The following is a 15,774-nucleotide window of genomic DNA, read 5'->3' on the forward strand; positions in this document are numbered from 1 at the left end:
GAGACCGACCTGGTGAGACACTTCCACACCCTCGAACGACTGCTCAGGCAATTTCAGACAAATCCGCATCGAGGTATACCCCGTGAGACGGCCAGAAGGGGCGTTGACGAGCACTGCTAGTCGAAGGTCAGGCCTGCTTCGCCGGCCGCGTGGCGCCTGCGAGCCACCTCGAGGCGAGGCCGACCATCTCATCGTGGCCCTCGATCATCTCCAACCGCTTCCTGAGTGTTTCCTCCTGCACCAGGCGCTCGTCGAGGAGCGCTCGGACGAAACGGTGGTCCTTCTCGCGGTTCGCGATGAGCTTCGCCGCGCAGAGGTCGTGAGGCTCAAGGCAGAGGCCAGTTCGGCCCCGGGTGTTGTCGTTCTTGACGCGCACGAGCCTGTCGTACCAGCCGGCTGGCAGGACTGCGGTCTGGCGGCCCACCCCTTGGATGTAGAAGCCGTGGGTCTGGTGGAACTGTGACGCCTCCCCGATTAGCGCGTCGAGCGTGGTCGCGAGCGATTCGGCGTCGTCGTCCTCAAGAGGGCAGATGTCCACCTCGTCCGACAACGTGGCTGCATCCGGCAAGCTGTCTTCGTCGTAGGTGCCCAGGATGGCCTGGCTGCCGATGACGATGACAGCGTCCTGCTGGATGATCTCGGTTGCGGCGCGGATCGCGTGCTCGAGCTGGTCACGCCGCAAGGGCGACCGCCTTGTGAATGGCGACAAGGCGGTCGGCCTGGCTGACAGCTCCCGCAAACGGCGTCATCTGCCGTAGGTCGATCGCGCGCTCATCGGTGCCGAGCATCCGCTCGATGAGGGCACTCACATCGCCTCGGACGAGGGACTCCCACTCTTCGACCCAGCCGCGCGCGTACTCGTCGCGCCGCTTTGCCTTCATGCGGTCCAGGTTCTTCAGAGCCACTTCCAGGACGGGACGGGGGTCCTGCCGGATCCGATCGGCGATGGCTCGGTGGATCTCCCAGGAGACGCGTTGCTCCCTGCGCCCCATGGCCGGCCTGCGGCGCTTGGCCTTCTCGATCGAGTCCTGAACGACCGAGGGGCTGCATCCGAGCTTCTTGGCGATGTCCCGGATCGAGAGGCCTTCGGCGTGCAGGCCGAAGATCGCCTCGTGGCGCCGCTCGGCGGCGAAGAGCATTGCGCTGCGGGCGCGCTCCGATTCTTCGGCGTAGCGCTCCTCCTCGGCCAGGAGGGACTCGATCAGCTCAGTGGACATGTGTGCATGGTAGCCCCCTACAGCCGGTGGTGCACCACGGGCGGCCGAACCGCGTGGCGGGCTCCCGCCAGGAGGGGCCGTCCGCCTGTGCCGCCTACAGGACCAGGGTCCAGACGCTGCCGTCGGGGATCCGCTCGAAGGCCACCGAGCTCAGGAGCCGCTCGAGGAGGGCGAGCCCGCGTCCCGATTCCGCGTGCAGGTCCGGCATCCCGGGCGACTCGCCGGGGACCGGGGCTGCCTCGGTGCCGTGCTCGAAGATCCGTGCGCGGAGCTCACCGTCGGCCGATTCCAGCTCGACGGACAGGTATACGGGCACCGTGGCGTCGGCGGCCCGGGCGTGCTCGATGGAATTGGTCACCACCTCGATGACTGCGAGCTCGAACGCCATTGCGTCCATTACGCCGATCCCGGGGACCGCCGCCCGCAGGCTGTCCAGCCGCTCGTGCACGGCGTCGATGAGCTCCGGTCTGGCGGGCCCTTCCACGCACTCCTGTGCCCGCCGGCCGGCGATCACCAGAACCTCCACTGAGGCTGTGCGCAGCGCCCGTCGGGTCGGGCACGGTTCCTCCCATCCCGGCGTGTGCCGGCGCGCCTGCGCGCCCGCAGGATGAGAAGGCTTCCGTTGTGCACCGCGTGGGGCGTATGCGTGTGCCCGGTCGTCCCCACGGCGACCCCTGGGACGAATCCCCCAAGGCCGTTGCCCGTGTATCCGGCCAGACCCCTCGAACCCCCAACTTTCATCGAGTCGGTCATCCCCCGAAGCTAGATGCAGACAGACGGCTCTGTCCATGTGCGACGTGCACTTTGACCTGAGGCCCCGGCGGCGGGCCCGCTGGCGGACCACTGGAATGCATGGAGTCACTGAGGCTGAGGTTCCTATCGGCTGCTGCTGGCCGCGTCACGAACAGGAGCGCCCCATCCTCCATTCTCGGACGGCACCATTGCCCACCGCGCGGCCATCACCCCGCCTGCGGGGCGACAGTCCTGGCCTCGGCCCTGCGCCGTGCGGTGAGCTTCGACACTCAGCGACGCCGTGTGCATCGCGCGGGCGTACTGTTGCGTCGCTCATCTCTTTGGAAGGAACAGCGCGCCAAGTGGCAGCCGATTACGACGAGCTTCGCTCCGATGTGAAGGAATGAGCATCCTCGGCGGCCGGGTGCCCCTCTACTAGCTGAAGCCCGCCCGGGGGCTTCAGCCGGTCGAGTGTCCGCTGTCGGCCTGGGCCATGTAGACGGCTGCCTGGGTGCGCGTGCCGAGTCCGAGCTTGCCCAGAATATTGGAGACGTAGTTCTTCACGGTCTTCTCGGTCAGGTGCATCGCTTCGCCGATCTCCCGGTTGGTCATCCCCTGCGCCAAGTGCTGGAGGATGCGCTTCTCCTGTGGGGTCAGCCCCTCCATGCGTGGATCCACGAGATCGCCGGCCCCGCCCTCGGCCTGGTGCCGCTCTTCCTCGGTGAAGAGGGTCTCCCCTGCTGCCGCCCTGCGCACGGATTTGGCGAGGTCCCTGGCGCCGACCTGCTTGAGCACGTAGCCTGCGGCGCCGGCCAGGACCGCGCTGCGGAGGGCGTCCTTGTCCTCGTGCGCGGTCAGGATCAGGCACGCGATGCTGGGGTCGACAGAGCGCACGTCCCGGCACACCTCGATTCCCGTCCCGTCCCCGAGTCGTCCGTCCAGGATCGCCACGTCCGGGTGCAGGGCCGGGATCCTCCTGACTGCCTCCCGGGCCGATGCGCTCTCTCCGACGACCCGCATCCCGTCGCCCTCGAGCAGGTCCTTCAGCCCGATCCTGACCAGCTCGTGGTCGTCGAGGATGAAAACATCCAAGGGCCGTCCGTCTTCTGCATCCTGCATGCGACCAGCCTCCACGGTCTTCGCCAGGGGCGCGTGCCTGCTGGCCGGCAGAGGGAGGGCAGAAGCGTGAGTGGCGGCCCGCTGCGAGGGACGCCAGGCCCGTGCCTTCCCGCGGACCGCTTCTTGATCTAGTGCGCAGCATAGGAGTGCCCCGGGGAGGAAACCCAGCTTTGAGTGCGCCGAAATAGTTTCGCGGCGGTGGTGGAGGCGACCCCTGAGATCGGGTCAGCCTACGACCCCCGGACTCGAATGGCTCTGACCAAAGCAATGGCGGAGATCGCCGGCCGTTCCTGTCCCACGGGACGGCCAGGATCTGTAAGCGGTCACCCCGCCCGGCTGGGGGGTGCCGAGACGGGGTGCCGCGTGCCGGCTTCCCATCCCATCAGGCGGCAGGCCGGCTGATTCCACGGTAGGGCGGGTCGTCTCCCTGTCCCAGAGGACTTCGGCCCGCGGCACCTTTTGTCGCCGGCCCGGGATGACGAGAGAAGGTGCTTTCCCCGGGCCGCGCAGCGCGGGCTGTCACTGTTGGGCCGTCGTATCAGCGCAGCCGGGCTTCGCATCCTCTGCTCAACCGCCTACCCGTTCGATCATGTAGCCGGCGCCGCGCACCGTGCGGACCATCGGAGGCCCGGCGGCATCGAGGCGCCGGCGCAGCGACGAGGCACAGAGTTCGACCTTGTTCCAGTTGACAGAGGTCAGGTCCTCTCCCCACACCTGCCGGAGGATCTCGGCCTTGCCGACCACCGACCCCGCACTGGCCATCAACAGGGCCAGCAGTGCCGCCTGCCTCTTGGACAGTGCGATGCGGTGGCTGCCTCGGCGGGCCAGCAGGGAGCCCGGCACGAGCGCCAGGTCGCCAACAATGAGTTCTTCGGGGCAGGTGCCGCCGTCCGGGCGGGGAGCCGGGGCAATGGGGCCAGCGCTTCGAGCACTGCTGGCGAACCCCCGGCGCATCAGCCAGCTCAGGCGCACGGCCACGTCCTCCGCGGTGAAAGGACCATGCAGGTAATCGTCCGACGGCGTCGCCGCTCCGCCCACGAAGCTCGCCCCCGCCTCCCGCGAGACCAGGAACAGCGCCGGAACGCCCGGCAGCAGTCGCCTCCACCCTGTCCTGGCGGAGTCAGTCAACAGCACATCGGGCCGAGGCTCCCCCACTGCGCCGTTCAGCGTATCCACTGTCTCCCACCCGGCGACGGAGAGCTCACGGGCGAGGGCACGGGACTGTTCGGGACCGCTGAGCATCACCAGCACCCGTCCACAGAGCGATTCAGACGGGCCGGAGGGAGCCGGAGGGTCGGGAGCTTGGACGAGAGTCACCGGTCAAGGGTCCACGGACGTCCTGTGGGGTGAGTGGGCCGAAGCTGTGCGCTTCCTGTCAATCCCGAGCTTGCCGGGGAGGTTCCGGTCCTGCTGGGTCCGGGAGGAAGCCGGCGTGGCTGCCTCAGTCCGTGAAGCGGACCGCCTCCACGACGTCCTCGGCGCGCAGCTCGTGCACGGTGGCCTGCCAGTGGGCCGCCCGGCCGTACCAGGACGGGTCGAAGATGATCTCCCAAGTCGCCTCGAGCTCGGCCCGCAGCTCGTCCGGCCACGGGTCGAGGTCGTAGGGGTCGAGGCCGGCGGCGTCCACGCGGGCGTAGAAGTCGTCCTGCAGCGCGTCGATCCTGGCATCGGCCGCCGCGACGTCCTCGCCGGGGAGGTCCCGGTAGCACAGCGAGGCGTTGAGGACCGAGTGCCAGTCGCCGTAGTGCGAGAGCAGCACCCGCTCGCGCGGGACCCGGCAGGTCAGCAGCACCTGCCCGTCGTAGCCGTGGCAGTGGTCGATGAGGCCAGCGCGGGGGATCTTCGCCCACAGCCACGCTGCACCGGCACCCGTGGTGGGCAGGCGCCGGCCCATCTGGCGGGTCATCCACGCGTACGCCCTGGTGTACTCGCCGTAGGCGAGGGCCGGGTCGGGCACGAGGCGGCCCGTCGAGACGAGCTCCTCGATGGCCTCGGCCGTCTGGACGGTGTGCAGCAGAAGGACCGGGGCGGTGATGTCGTAGCCGACCCGGCCGGGCGGGACGGCCTCGGCGCGGGGAGCGGTGCGGATCGGGAAGGGCACTGGTACATCATCTGCGACCCGTCCGACGTCGGAGCGGCCGCCGCACCTCCCCTCGGGCGGCAGGAAGCTACGCCTCGACGAGGATCACCAGGGTTTCGGGCAGGACGCCGTCGTACTCCATGGCCTCAGCGGCGGCCTTGGACTGCATCGCGGCCTCGAGGGCATGCATGTCGGGCACGTCCATCAGCACCGCCACCTGCGTCGGGTTCTGCGGGTTGACGAACGTGCGGATGTTGGTGATGCCCAGCGGTCCGAAGAGCTCCTCGCGCTTGGGCGAGGCAAGCCAATGGTCCTTGTCCTTCACATCGTGGTGACCGATCACGGTGGGCATGGCGCGTCCTCTCGACAGGGGCCAGCGGCGCGCCGGCCCGCTGCACAGGACAGTATTGGGGCTCCGCACACTGGAGAAGGGTATTCGGGCCCGGATCTCGCGCCAGCGTGCACCCGGGCCCGGAACGGGAATGGGAGTCGGCAGCCTCTGGCGCTTGATGCTCGCCGTGCTCCATAGTGTCTGGCGATGACCTAGGAGGCGTGTCATGAAGTTCCTTGTCTTCTTCGATTTCAAGCCGGAGACCGTGGCGGCGGCGATGCAGCGGCCGAGCGACCGGGCAGCCGTGGTCGGCAAGCTCTGCGAGGCCGTCGGCGGACGGCTGGAGAGCTACTACTGGATGTTCGGCGAGCACGACGGACTGGTCATCGCTGACCTCCCCGACTCCTCTGCCGCCGCGGCAGTCAGTCTCGCCGTAACCAGCTCTGGTGCGTTCTCGCGCCTGTAGACGCACGAGTTGATCCCCGCCGACCAAATCCGAAGCATCCTGGACCGGGCGAAGACCAGCCAAGCGGCATACACGCCGCCTGGCGCATAGACAGCTGCTCACCCCCGACCGCCGATGACCACCGCCCGATCGCGGCGGGTATGGGACTTCTGGGGCCCGAGCGATCACGGTGGGCACGGCGCGTCCTCTCGAGAGGCGCTGGCGGTCCACAGCCCGGTGCGCAGGACGATACTGACGGTTCCGCGGTCGGCGGAAGGGCATTCGTGCCCGCATCTCTCCGGCTGGCTGTGCCCGGGCGTCGTCGGGCGGCCGGCACGGAGGGCCCCGCCCGCCTGTTCCGGTCCGGCCTGCGGGGCCTTCCGGGGCACGCTGCCCGGTGGGACGCTGGGGGCATGCAGAACGACCCGGGCCCTCTGGTCATCGGCCTGCGGGATCCTGCCTCGCGGGATGTGGGCTTGGTTGGAGGGAAGGCGGCAAAACTCGGCGCACTGGTCCGCGGCGGGTTTCCCGTGCCAGCGGGCTTCGTGCTCACCACCGCGGCCTACAGGACGGCAGCCGGAGAAGTGCACCCGGATCTGGACGACTCGCCGGCCGCCGCTGCGGCTCTCCGGGCCGCTGTCGTTCCACCGGCCGTTGCTGAGGTGCTCCTGGCTGCCTACCACGCGCTGGGGTCCGGGCCCGTGGCCGTCCGCTCGTCCGCCACCGCCGAAGACCTGCCGGAGGCGAGCTTCGCCGGGCAGCACGACACGTACCTCGGCACCGCGGGCGATGACGCGGTCCTCGACGCCGTCCGCCGATGCTGGGCCTCCCTCTGGACGGACCGGGCGGTGGCCTACCGGCAGGCCCATGGGATCGAGGGGCGCCGTGTTGCCATGGCGGTCATCGTCCAGAACATGGTGGACGCCGCCGCGGCCGGGGTGCTGTTCACCGCAGATCCCGTCACCGGGACCCGGCGGCGCGCCGCGGTCGACGCCGTCCCCGGCCTGGGCGAGGCCCTGGTCTCGGGCGAGGCCACCCCGGACCACTACGTCGTGCACACGGCTGAGGGCTCGGTCCTCCAGCGCCGTCCCGCGGGGAGCGCCGCCGTCCTCACCGACGGCGAGCTCGAGGAGCTTGCCCTCCTCGGCGACCGGGTCGAGCGGCTCTTCGGCGCCCCGCAGGACATCGAGTTCGCGCTCGACGCCGGGCGCCGGCCCTGGCTCGTGCAGTCGAGGGCCGTCACCACCCTGTACCCGCTGCCGGCAGGGGCTCCCGACCCGGCGGACGACCTGCGCGTCTACCTCTCGGCGAACGTGATCCAGGGCTACTTCGAGCCCATCACCCCGATGGGGGTGCAGTTCTTCCGGCTGCTCGGCTCCGGCGTCTCCCGTGCCATCGCCTGGCCCTCCCGGCCAGCCGGCGATGCCGCCGACGGGCCGCGGATGCTGGTCGAAGCGGCCATGCGCCTGCACATCGATGTCACCGGCGCGCTGCGGGACCCGATCGGACACCGGCTGCTCCACCTCGTGGCCGGCGTCGCCGAATCCCGCAGTGCCGCCGTGCTCTCCCGGCTGGCAGACGACCCGCGTTTCGCCATCCGCACCGGCCCGCATCTGGCCTCCCTCCGCCGGATCGCAGGGCCCCTGCTGCGACTGGGAGTGCCCCTCATCGCCCTGCGCACCTTCCTTGCCCCGGCGTCGGCGCCCGGCCGGCTCGCCCGCCAGGTCGAGACGATCGTGCGTCCTCTGGCGGTGGCCGACGACGACGCGAGCCGCCGCCTCGACGCCGTGGAGCGGCTCCTGCTGGAAGCACCGCCCCGCATGTTCCCCCGACTCATCGGCGTCTTCGCCCCCGCGATGCTCTCGCTGGGGCTGGCCGGCCGCCTCCTGCGCGGACGCGCGAGCCCCGACGAGCTCAGGACCGTGACCCGGGGCGCCCCGGGCAACCCGACGACCGAGATGGATCTGGCCCTCTGGCAGGTCGGTGCAGCAGCCCGCCACGCACCGCCGTCGAGGAGGGCGCTGATCGAGCGCACCCCCGCCGAGCTCGCCGGCGCCTACCGCACCGGCTCGCTCCCGCCCACGCTCCAGTCACAGCTCGCCCAATTCCTCTCGCGCTACGGCTTCCGCTGCATCGGCGAGATAGACATCGGCACGCCGCGCTGGTCCGAGGACCCCACCCACCTCCTGGGCGCCCTGGCCAACTATGCACGCCTCGGCGACGGACTGCCCGACCCCGAGGCCCAGTTCGCCAAAGCCGCCCGGGACGCGGACGCCATGGTCCAGGAGCTCCTAGGGAGGGTGCACGGGCCGCGGCGCGCCGCCCTCCGCTTCGCGCTGCGCCGCGTCCGGCTGCTCATCGGCTCCCGGGAAGCACCCAAGTCCGACCTCATCCGCCTCCTCGCCACCCCCGCCCGAGAACTCCTGAGGCCCGTGGGATCGCAGCTCGCCGAAGACCGCCGGATCGACGACCCCTCCGACGTGTACTTCCTCACGCTCCCCGAGGCCAGACGCGCCCTCGCCGGGCAGGACCTGCGCGCCCTGGTCGCCCAGAGGCGCGCGGCCTTCGAACACGAGCGGAAGCGGAAGCACATCCCGCGAGTCCTGCTCTCCGACGGGACCGACGCCGAAGCCGCCACGGGCGTCCCCGCCGGCAAGGACCTGACCGGCACACCGGCCTCACCCGGGACGGCCACCGGCCCCGCGCGCGTGATCCTCTCCCCCGAGGGCGCCCGCCTCGAACCCGGCGAGATCCTCGTGGCCCCCTCCACCAACCCGGGCTGGACCCCGCTCTTCCTCACCGCCGCCGGTCTGGTCATGGAGATGGGCGGAGCCATGTCCCACGGAGCCGTCGTCGCCCGCGAGTACGGCATCCCCGCAGCAGTCGGCGTTCCCGGCGCCACCGAAAGGATCACCACCGGAACGGTCATCACCGTGGACGGATCCCTCGGCACAGTCTCCCTCCACGAGCCGACACAGCCGACGCCCTAGCCCCGGCAGCGACCTGCAGCCGGCCCCGTGTGAGGACAGCCCGCGCCGACCCGTCCGGCCCAGAGGGTCTGGGCGCTTTCTGTGTGACCGCGACGGGCACTCGAACTGCGGCCAGCCGGGTGCACGGACGGTCAGCGGCCGTTCGCCTGCCGTGCGAGGAGGCGAGGCCACCTCCCGCCCCGGGCACGCGGAACATTCCCGAGGAGGTGCCTGCCGATGGCGGGCGCGCGGTGCCGGGCAGTTCGGATGACAAGGCCCATCCGAAGAGGCAGGGCACCGCGCAGTCCAGCTCCCCCCAAGAAACGGAGCCTAAGCTGGACAATTCTGACGCTATGGGGGCACGAAGCCTCAGTCAACGCAGTGCGGTGGACTGATGCCTCCGAAGACGCCGGCAAGCCACCCTCCCGCCGGGGTAGGCCGGCACCGGGACCCCTCTGGCGTGGGACCGTCGCCTTTGGGTAGCGTGTTGCCCATGTTGCGCAGCCCCCGGTCTCCCGGCACGGCCACGGGCCGACCAGGGCCCCCCGCTGCCGGACTCCTTGCCGCCCTCGTTGCCGGGGAGGCCTGAAGGTGCAGATGCCCAAGGCCACCGACGCGGAGAAGGCCGGATTCCGCGCCCTGATCGCATCCATCGCGACAGAGATGCCGGCCGTCGAGGTCAAACCGATGTTCGGCCAGCTGGGCGCGTTCGTGAACGGGAACATGTTCGCCGGCCTGTTCGGCTCCGCGATCGGGGTCAAACTGGACCCGACCGACGCGGCAGAGCTCGCCAAGGCGGGCGGGGGCCCTTTCGGCCCCGCAGAACGTCCGATGGGCGGATACGTCAGCCTGCCCGCAGGAGCGGACGCCGGACTGTGGACGGCACGCGCTGCAGCCCATGTCTCGGCCCTGCCCCCGAAACCTCAGAAGAAGGCGCCCGCCAAGCCGAAGGTCCCCTGACCGCGCACCTCAGCACTGCCTCGTGATCGACAGCACGTCCCCCAGCCAAGGAGAAGCACATGAGCAAGTACCTCGTCCTCTACCGCTCCGATGTCAGCGCCCAGGAGCAGATGGCCAACACCAGCCCCGAACAGGCCCAGGCCGGCATGCAGGCCTGGAACGACTGGTTCGCCAAGGCCGGCCCCGCCGTGGTCGACGGCGGATCCCCGGTCTCAGGCGAGGACAGGACCATCGGCGGCTATTCGGTCCTCCAGGCAGACTCCCGCGAAGAGCTCGACCGCATCCTCGAAGGGCACCCCCACAGGAGCATGGGCACCATCGAAGTCCTCGAGTTCCTCACCATGCCCGGCATGTGACACTCCGATACCCGGGCGCGCCGAACGGCTCCTGACCCGCTGGCAAGGGGACCTCAAGGCCGTGGCACCGCCGACCGAGGGAGCCCCCACAGCCTGACCCACGAGCCCCAGCCGACCGAAAGGACGTGCCCGGCGGCCGAGGTCTCCTGGCCGTGGGTGGTTCAATGGCCTCGTGAACCTCTGGGAGAAGCTTCAGATCAGGCGCGGCACGACCGTCGCGATCCTCAACGCCCCCACCGACGCGCCCGCCGTGCAGGGCCCCTTCGACGCCACGGACGGTCCCGGCGCCGCCGACGCCGTCCTGCTCTACGCCCGGAACAGCGACGAGCTCGCCTCGCAGGGCGCGCCCGTGGTCAGCGCGGCCCGCGAGGACCGCCTGGCGTGGATCGCGTACCCGAAGGCGAAGAAGCTCGGAACCGACCTCAACCGGGACATCCTGGCCCGCGAGATGACCGCCCACGGGGCCGACCCAGTACGGCAGGTCTCGCTCGACGACACCTGGTCCGCCCTGAGGTTCAGGCCCGCCTCCCGCTGAGGCCGCCGTGGCCGCGCCCTCGAGGCTGGCGCTCCTGGATCCCGGCCGTGGGCCGGGCTATCGTCGTGCCATGGGTGATGAACGGCGCACGTGGAAGGGCATGGTCGAGTGGAACCAGTCCCTCCTGCTGCGGGCGACCGGACGCGACATCCAATGGTGGACGGAACACGCGCGCGAACAGGGCTTCACGGACAACCAGGCCCTCAACGCTTGGCTGCGCGCAGAGCACGGCGTGACCGGCTACGCCCAGTACGCAGTCTCCTGGGAGGTCTTCGGCTACCCGGACTTCATGCTGAGCACCGCCGACGAGCTCCTCGACGGCCAGTACGCCGACCGCGGACACCTCAGACCCGTAGCCGACGCAGTCCTGGCCTGGGCCGGCGAGACCCACGGCGTCACGGTCCAGCTCCGAAAAGGATATGTCTCGCTCCTCTCGCCGCGGCGGAAGTTCGCCCAAGTCAGTGCCGCGACCAAGACCGCCGTCGACGTGGCGCTCCGCTGGGACGGCCCCGTCCCCGACCGGCTCGAGCCAACCAAGGTCCGCAGCGGGGACCCTTTCGCGTGGCGCATCCGCCTGCGCTCCCCTGAGGACGCCGACGGCGGATTCTTCGCCCTCCTCACCTCCGCCCTCCGGCAGAACAGCTGAAACGCGGTACGAAGCCCAGGGCTATGACCGTGGCCCCACCGGCAGCATCCACCCGGCTCACGCCGCGCCCGCTCTCCTCGCGGTCCCCCTGCCCGGCCCTGACGAAAGCTCGGGGCCCGAAACACCTGCGCGTCTTGGGCCTTCCGGCCCGAGACGGTCACCCCGGGCTGGGAATAGCCTTGAGCCGTCCATCGACCGACAAGGATGACGGTGAGGTATCCGACATGGGCGCTGCAGAGAACGCTGAAGTGGTCCGGCGGGGGTACGAGGCCTTCAATGCAGGGGATCTAGCAGCCCTCAGCGACTTGTTCGCGGAGGACGCGGTCTGGTACGCCGCCGGCAGGGGCGTACTGTCCGGGGCCAAGCAGGGACGCGACGCGATCTTGGCCTACTTCGGCGAGCTGGGCGCCCGTTCCCACGGTACCTTCCAAGCAGCGGTCCAGGACATCGTCGGCGGGGAAGGCCACACGGTCGGGATCCAGCAGAGCCGCGCCGAGAACAACGGCAAGACCCTCGACGCGGCCACGGCCATCGTGTTCGTCATCCGCGACGGAAAGGTCGTCGAAGGCCGTGAATTCTTCGAGGACACAGCCACAGCCGACGACTTCTGGAGCTGACCCTCCAGCCGAGCAGAACCACAGCACACACCCGGACCCACCCAAGGAGCAGACATGGAAGCCACCCCCTACGGAGTCGTGCACTTCTTCCCAGGAGGCACCAAGGAGCAATACGAGGCCTCGATAGCCGCCGTCCACCCAGGCCCAGGCCTCCTCCCCGACGGCCAGGTCTTCCACGCGGCAGGACCTTCAGCGGGAGGATGGACGATCATGGCCGTCCACCAGTCGAAGGAGAGCTGGGAGCAGTTCCGCGACAGCATCCTCATGCCCCGCATGCAGGCCGGCATCGAGGGCGGATTCACCTCACCCCCCGAGGAGACCGTCATCGACCTCTACAAGATCATGCCCTGACACTCCGGCACGCCGCCTGGGCTGACACTTCCGCAGGCTCAGGAGCGCGTAATCCGCCGCCGCGCCATCGTCTCCACGGGTGCGCGCTGCCCTGAAGGCTCACGGCCGAGGCGCCCAAGCCTTGGCCTCGGCGGGCGGTCAGACTTCTGCCGAGGCCGCGTGCGCGCCGGCCCGCACAGGGCACCCGTGCGCGCGGAGGATGCAGTGAGGCGAACGCGTCGGGAGCGCGGAGGTCATGCCCCGTTCCCGGCGCGACCAGGGTCGGCCTGCTGTGGCCGGCCGGGGAGGCGTCCGACAGCGATGGGCACCCCGGCCCAGGGCCGTACCGCGCTTGGCAAGAAGACCTTCCCTGCTGGGAACGAGCGCTGCCGCAGCTGCCCCGAGGCGACCTCCCACACCACATTCACGCGGCCGCCGCGCAAGGACAGGGCATAACCGTGGATCTCCGCTTCGCCATCGCTAACGATCACCTGCTGGAGCATTCTGGCCCCGCTTCCACCCTTCCCCTCCGCACCGACATGCCCCTTGGCTGCCGCCCGGGGGGGCCCAGGAAGCGGCCGCGTCCAGAACTCCGGCGGCCGCCAGCCCTACGCTCCCCGGCGGTCCGCCGCGCTGTCAGCGGCGCTGGGCCAGGAGGGCGTCCCTGATCTCGGTCAGCAGGCCGATCTGGGGGTCGATCGGCTCTTCGGCCGCCTCCTCCTTGATGCCCAGGCGGCGGTTGCGGCGCTCGATCATGTGGTTCATCGGCACGACGACAATGAAGTAGATGGCAGCGGCGATGATCAGGAAGTTCACCACCGCGGTGATGAACGCGCCGACCTTGACCGGGCCGAAGACGAGGAAGCTGTCGAAGTTGGGCTGGCCGAACACCAGGGAGATCAGGGGCATCAGGACGTTCTGGACGAGCGAGGTCACCACGGCGCCGAAGGCGGCGCCCATGATCACCGCCACCGCGAGGTCGACGACATTGCCCTTCATGACAAAAGCTTTGAATCCGCTCAGCATGGGCAGATATTAGACCCACCCACCCTGTCGGGCGCAAGGAGCCAGCAGAGCCAGAACACGGCGGGAGGTCGCCCGTTCCCTTGTCCGGGCCCCGGGAATCACCAGGGGCGCGAGAACCCCATACCGGGGCGCCTCCGAGGCCCCTGGGGTCATACCGGCAAGGGATAAAGTGACCCTGCCGGGACCGCGCGGAGCCCCGGGGCAGGAGACGGGGGCGGGGCGTGGGAGAGATCATCGCAGCGGCGGCTCACCTCGTGCTCCGCGTCGGGGACCGCTTTGCCCTCCTGGGCGGCACCGAGGAGCGCACCGGGACCGTCCTCGCCATCGAGGCGGCCGCCTGTGTGCGGTTCAGGGACGACCTCACCGGCCAGGACCTTCTCGCCGACCTCGCCCATTGGGAATCTGTCCGCACGTGCTCGAGGGCCGCCGGGCAGCCGGTACCGCGCTCGGTCCCAGCGCCCCTGCCCCCGGGGGCTTCTTCGCGGACCTGGTAGGACGGCTCGTGCACGGCCCTGACGAGCCGCCCCGCTGTGGGGGCTCCAGGTCCAGCTTCTTCGGCCAGAGTATCGGTCCGCGGGTTGGCCGTGCCCGGTCCGCAATGGCCGCGGCAACATGATCGGAGTGGAGCCCTGCGCACCTCGTGGGCTCCGAACCTGAACGGGCCTGCACGTGCACCAAACCCGGCTGCGGCTGGACGTTCAGGCACCCGCCCATCCGAGAGGAGGCGTGTGCTCAAAGGGTGAGGCGCTCGCCCTGCCCAGCGAAGGTGGGCGCCGAGGGGGCGGCGCCGCCGGCTTCCCATCCATCCGGCGGCAGCGGCGACCTCCAAAGCCAGGCTAGTCTCCGACTGAGGCCGCAGAGGCTTTCGGCCCACGGGCGGACCGGCCAGAGATGGCGGGTGCTGGCAACGATGCCCGGGGAAGGGGAGAGAACAGCCTTCCCCGGGTGACCGCCGGCCCGGCAACTGCTTCTGCACTGGGCCCCCTGGCCCCGGGCAGGTGCCACACAGGAGTAACCATATCAACTGTGATGCACGCCTCATGCACCGATCGGCCGTCGCCCAAGAAGGAGCCAGAACACAAGACGCGCGCGCCCGAAATCCCTAGACAGAGCGCCTCTCCCTGCCCGCTACCCCGGAACTTCACTGCGCGAGCCAAACGGTTCAGCATCGCCAACGCCCGGATGTGTCCACGCCCGCTCGGCGGGGGCCCGAAGGGAGGCATGTCAGCCTGTTCAGCCTCGAGAGCCGGTTCTCTCGACGCTGCGGACGTACTCGACCGCGACGAGGATTAAAGACCACACCTGTCTATCCAGAAATACGTCCCCTAACGGGAACCGCCTCGGAGATGCGCAGCTCCTCGCCGTGGCCGCAGCGTGTCGATGGCTGCCCGAATGGGGGACGGGCCACAGCGGCCGGCCTGCGCCTCGAGCGGCGGAGGGAGGTCAGGCGTCGGTGAGCACTGGGGCGGTGGACCTGCCGTCGCGCATGGTGGCGGCGGCGTCGGTCAGCGGGACGAATTCGGTGTCATGGGTGACCATCACGGTTGCTACCCCGAAGTCGTCGGTGACGCGACGAAGCAGGCGGACGATCGAATCACTGCGTTCGTGGTCGAGGGCTGCCGTGGGCTCGTCCACGAGCAGGACCTTGGGTTCTCCCACCAGCGCCCGGGCGATGTTGACCCTCTGCCGCTGGCCGCCTGAGAGCTGGTGAGGGCGCCTGCCCGCACTGGAGGCCAGGCCCACGACCTCGAGCAGGTCGGCGGCCCTGGCCCGGGCTGCCTTGGTGGCTTTCCTACGCAGGTGGTCACCGATGACGAGCTGCTCGAGGGCGGTCAGGGACGGGAGCAGGTTCGGCTGTTGGAAGATGATGCCGACCTTCTCCCGGCGCAGCGCCGTCACGTCCCTGTCGCCGAGGCCGGTGGCATCAGTGCCGTCGATGAGCACGCGGTCGCGGGTCGGGCGGACGGCCGCCAAATACGGCGCCACATACACCCCGGAGGCCTGCGAAATGCTGCTGGCCGCCTCCGGCGGCTACCCCTACTTCATCCAGGAATACGGCAAGGCCGCCTGGGACACCGCACCCGAGAAGACCATCACCGTTGAGGACGCCAGAATCGCCATCGAACTCGGCCGCGCCCAGCTCGACCAAGGCTTCTTTCTCACCCGCTGGGAACGGACCACTAGGGCCGAAAAAGACTTCCTCCGCCTGATGGCCCAGGACGGCGACGCAGGATCCAGCACAGGTGAACTGGCCGAACGTGCCGGCAGGAAACCCAGCTCGATGACCATGACCCGCGCGGCCCTGATCAGGCAGGGCGTAATCTACCCGCCGGCCCTGGGACGGGTGGCCTTCACCGTGCCCGGAATGGCCGACTACATCAACCGGCTCAACGACCTCTGACCCCAGCAGA

18 protein-coding genes and 1 pseudogene are annotated in these 15,774 nt (G+C 69.9%); 10 read left to right on the forward strand and 9 right to left on the reverse strand.

Annotation, left to right across the window (positions count from 1 at the left end; translation table 11 throughout):
* Positions 1-127 precede the first annotated feature (127 nt).
* From J2W20_RS16355 to J2W20_RS16385, 7 genes are all read right to left on the reverse strand, one after another.
* Entirely contained in the window at positions 128-682 is a 555-nt protein-coding gene (locus tag J2W20_RS16355) for a DUF6036 family nucleotidyltransferase (RefSeq protein ID WP_307007907.1), read from the reverse strand.
* Complete coding sequence (locus J2W20_RS16360; protein ID WP_307007908.1) at positions 672-1,217, reverse strand: helix-turn-helix domain-containing protein; 546 nt, start codon at positions 1,215-1,217, stop codon at positions 672-674. Before J2W20_RS16360 ends, J2W20_RS16355 begins: the two co-directional genes overlap by 11 nt.
* Positions 1,218-1,311: 94 nt before the next feature.
* Positions 1,312-1,701, reverse strand: a complete 390-nt coding sequence (locus tag J2W20_RS16365) for an ATP-binding protein (RefSeq protein ID WP_307007909.1) — start codon at positions 1,699-1,701, stop codon at positions 1,312-1,314.
* 707 nt (positions 1,702-2,408) lie between these two features.
* Complete coding sequence (locus J2W20_RS16370) at positions 2,409-3,068, reverse strand: response regulator (RefSeq protein WP_307007911.1); 660 nt, start codon at positions 3,066-3,068, stop codon at positions 2,409-2,411.
* Positions 3,069-3,635: 567 nt separating this feature from the next.
* Positions 3,636-4,310, reverse strand: coding sequence for a winged helix-turn-helix domain-containing protein (locus J2W20_RS16375; protein ID WP_307007967.1), 675 nt, complete (start codon positions 4,308-4,310; stop codon positions 3,636-3,638).
* Between the two features lie 199 nt (positions 4,311-4,509).
* Entirely contained in the window at positions 4,510-5,169 is a 660-nt protein-coding gene (locus J2W20_RS16380) for a DUF3841 domain-containing protein (RefSeq protein WP_307007912.1), read from the reverse strand.
* Between the two features lie 67 nt (positions 5,170-5,236).
* Entirely contained in the window at positions 5,237-5,500 is a 264-nt protein-coding gene (locus J2W20_RS16385) for a hypothetical protein (protein ID WP_307007913.1), read from the reverse strand.
* Positions 5,501-5,705: 205 nt separating this feature from the next.
* Between J2W20_RS16385 and J2W20_RS16390 the strand changes: the two genes are divergently transcribed.
* The 8 genes from J2W20_RS16390 to J2W20_RS16425 all read left to right on the forward strand — a co-directional run bounded on the left by J2W20_RS16390 (position 5,706) and on the right by J2W20_RS16425 (position 12,358).
* Complete coding sequence (locus tag J2W20_RS16390; protein WP_307007914.1) at positions 5,706-5,945, forward strand: GYD domain-containing protein; 240 nt, start codon at positions 5,706-5,708, stop codon at positions 5,943-5,945.
* A gap of 392 nt (positions 5,946-6,337) precedes the next feature.
* Complete coding sequence (locus tag J2W20_RS16395; RefSeq protein WP_307007915.1) at positions 6,338-8,914, forward strand: PEP/pyruvate-binding domain-containing protein; 2,577 nt, start codon at positions 6,338-6,340, stop codon at positions 8,912-8,914.
* A gap of 576 nt (positions 8,915-9,490) precedes the next feature.
* On the forward strand, positions 9,491-9,853 hold the full coding sequence (locus J2W20_RS16400) for a TfoX/Sxy family protein (protein ID WP_373458036.1): 363 nt from the start codon (positions 9,491-9,493) through the stop codon (positions 9,851-9,853).
* Between the two features lie 59 nt (positions 9,854-9,912).
* Positions 9,913-10,209, forward strand: a complete 297-nt coding sequence (locus tag J2W20_RS16405; protein WP_307007917.1) for a YciI family protein — start codon at positions 9,913-9,915, stop codon at positions 10,207-10,209.
* A 172-nt stretch (positions 10,210-10,381) separates the two neighbouring features.
* Entirely contained in the window at positions 10,382-10,744 is a 363-nt protein-coding gene (locus tag J2W20_RS16410; RefSeq protein WP_307007918.1) for a hypothetical protein, read from the forward strand.
* 70 nt (positions 10,745-10,814) lie between these two features.
* Positions 10,815-11,390: a DUF5655 domain-containing protein gene (locus J2W20_RS16415; protein ID WP_307007920.1), complete on the forward strand. Its 576-nt coding sequence runs from the start codon at positions 10,815-10,817 to the stop codon at positions 11,388-11,390.
* Between the two features lie 224 nt (positions 11,391-11,614).
* Entirely contained in the window at positions 11,615-12,007 is a 393-nt protein-coding gene (locus J2W20_RS16420; RefSeq protein WP_307007921.1) for a nuclear transport factor 2 family protein, read from the forward strand.
* Between the two features lie 54 nt (positions 12,008-12,061).
* Positions 12,062-12,358 (forward strand): hypothetical protein, encoded by a 297-nt coding sequence (locus tag J2W20_RS16425; protein WP_307007922.1) that lies wholly within the window; start codon positions 12,062-12,064, stop codon positions 12,356-12,358.
* A 615-nt stretch (positions 12,359-12,973) separates the two neighbouring features.
* Here J2W20_RS16425 and mscL read toward each other — a convergent pair.
* Positions 12,974-13,363 carry a large conductance mechanosensitive channel protein MscL gene (gene mscL / locus J2W20_RS16430; protein ID WP_307007923.1) on the reverse strand — a complete coding sequence of 130 codons (390 nt, stop codon included), beginning with the start codon at positions 13,361-13,363 and terminating at the stop codon, positions 12,974-12,976.
* Positions 13,364-13,584: 221 nt separating this feature from the next.
* On the opposite strand from mscL, the gene J2W20_RS16435 reads away from it, so the two are divergent.
* The gene (locus tag J2W20_RS16435; protein ID WP_307007924.1) at positions 13,585-13,857 is read left to right on the forward strand and encodes a hypothetical protein; all 273 of its coding nucleotides are present in this window, start codon (positions 13,585-13,587) and stop codon (positions 13,855-13,857) included.
* A gap of 949 nt (positions 13,858-14,806) precedes the next feature.
* Here J2W20_RS16435 and J2W20_RS16440 read toward each other — a convergent pair.
* Positions 14,807-15,328 (reverse strand): annotated as a pseudogene (locus J2W20_RS16440) (ABC transporter ATP-binding protein); the annotation flags it as partial.
* A 43-nt stretch (positions 15,329-15,371) separates the two neighbouring features.
* Here J2W20_RS16440 and J2W20_RS16445 point away from each other — a divergent pair.
* Positions 15,372-15,764, forward strand: coding sequence for a hypothetical protein (locus tag J2W20_RS16445; protein ID WP_307007925.1), 393 nt, complete (start codon positions 15,372-15,374; stop codon positions 15,762-15,764).
* The last annotated feature ends 10 nt before the right edge of the window (positions 15,765-15,774 follow it).

Origin of the sequence: Sinomonas atrocyanea (genome assembly GCF_030812675.1) — a bacterium.
Taxonomy (GTDB): Bacteria; Actinomycetota; Actinomycetes; order Actinomycetales; family Micrococcaceae; genus Sinomonas; species Sinomonas atrocyanea_B.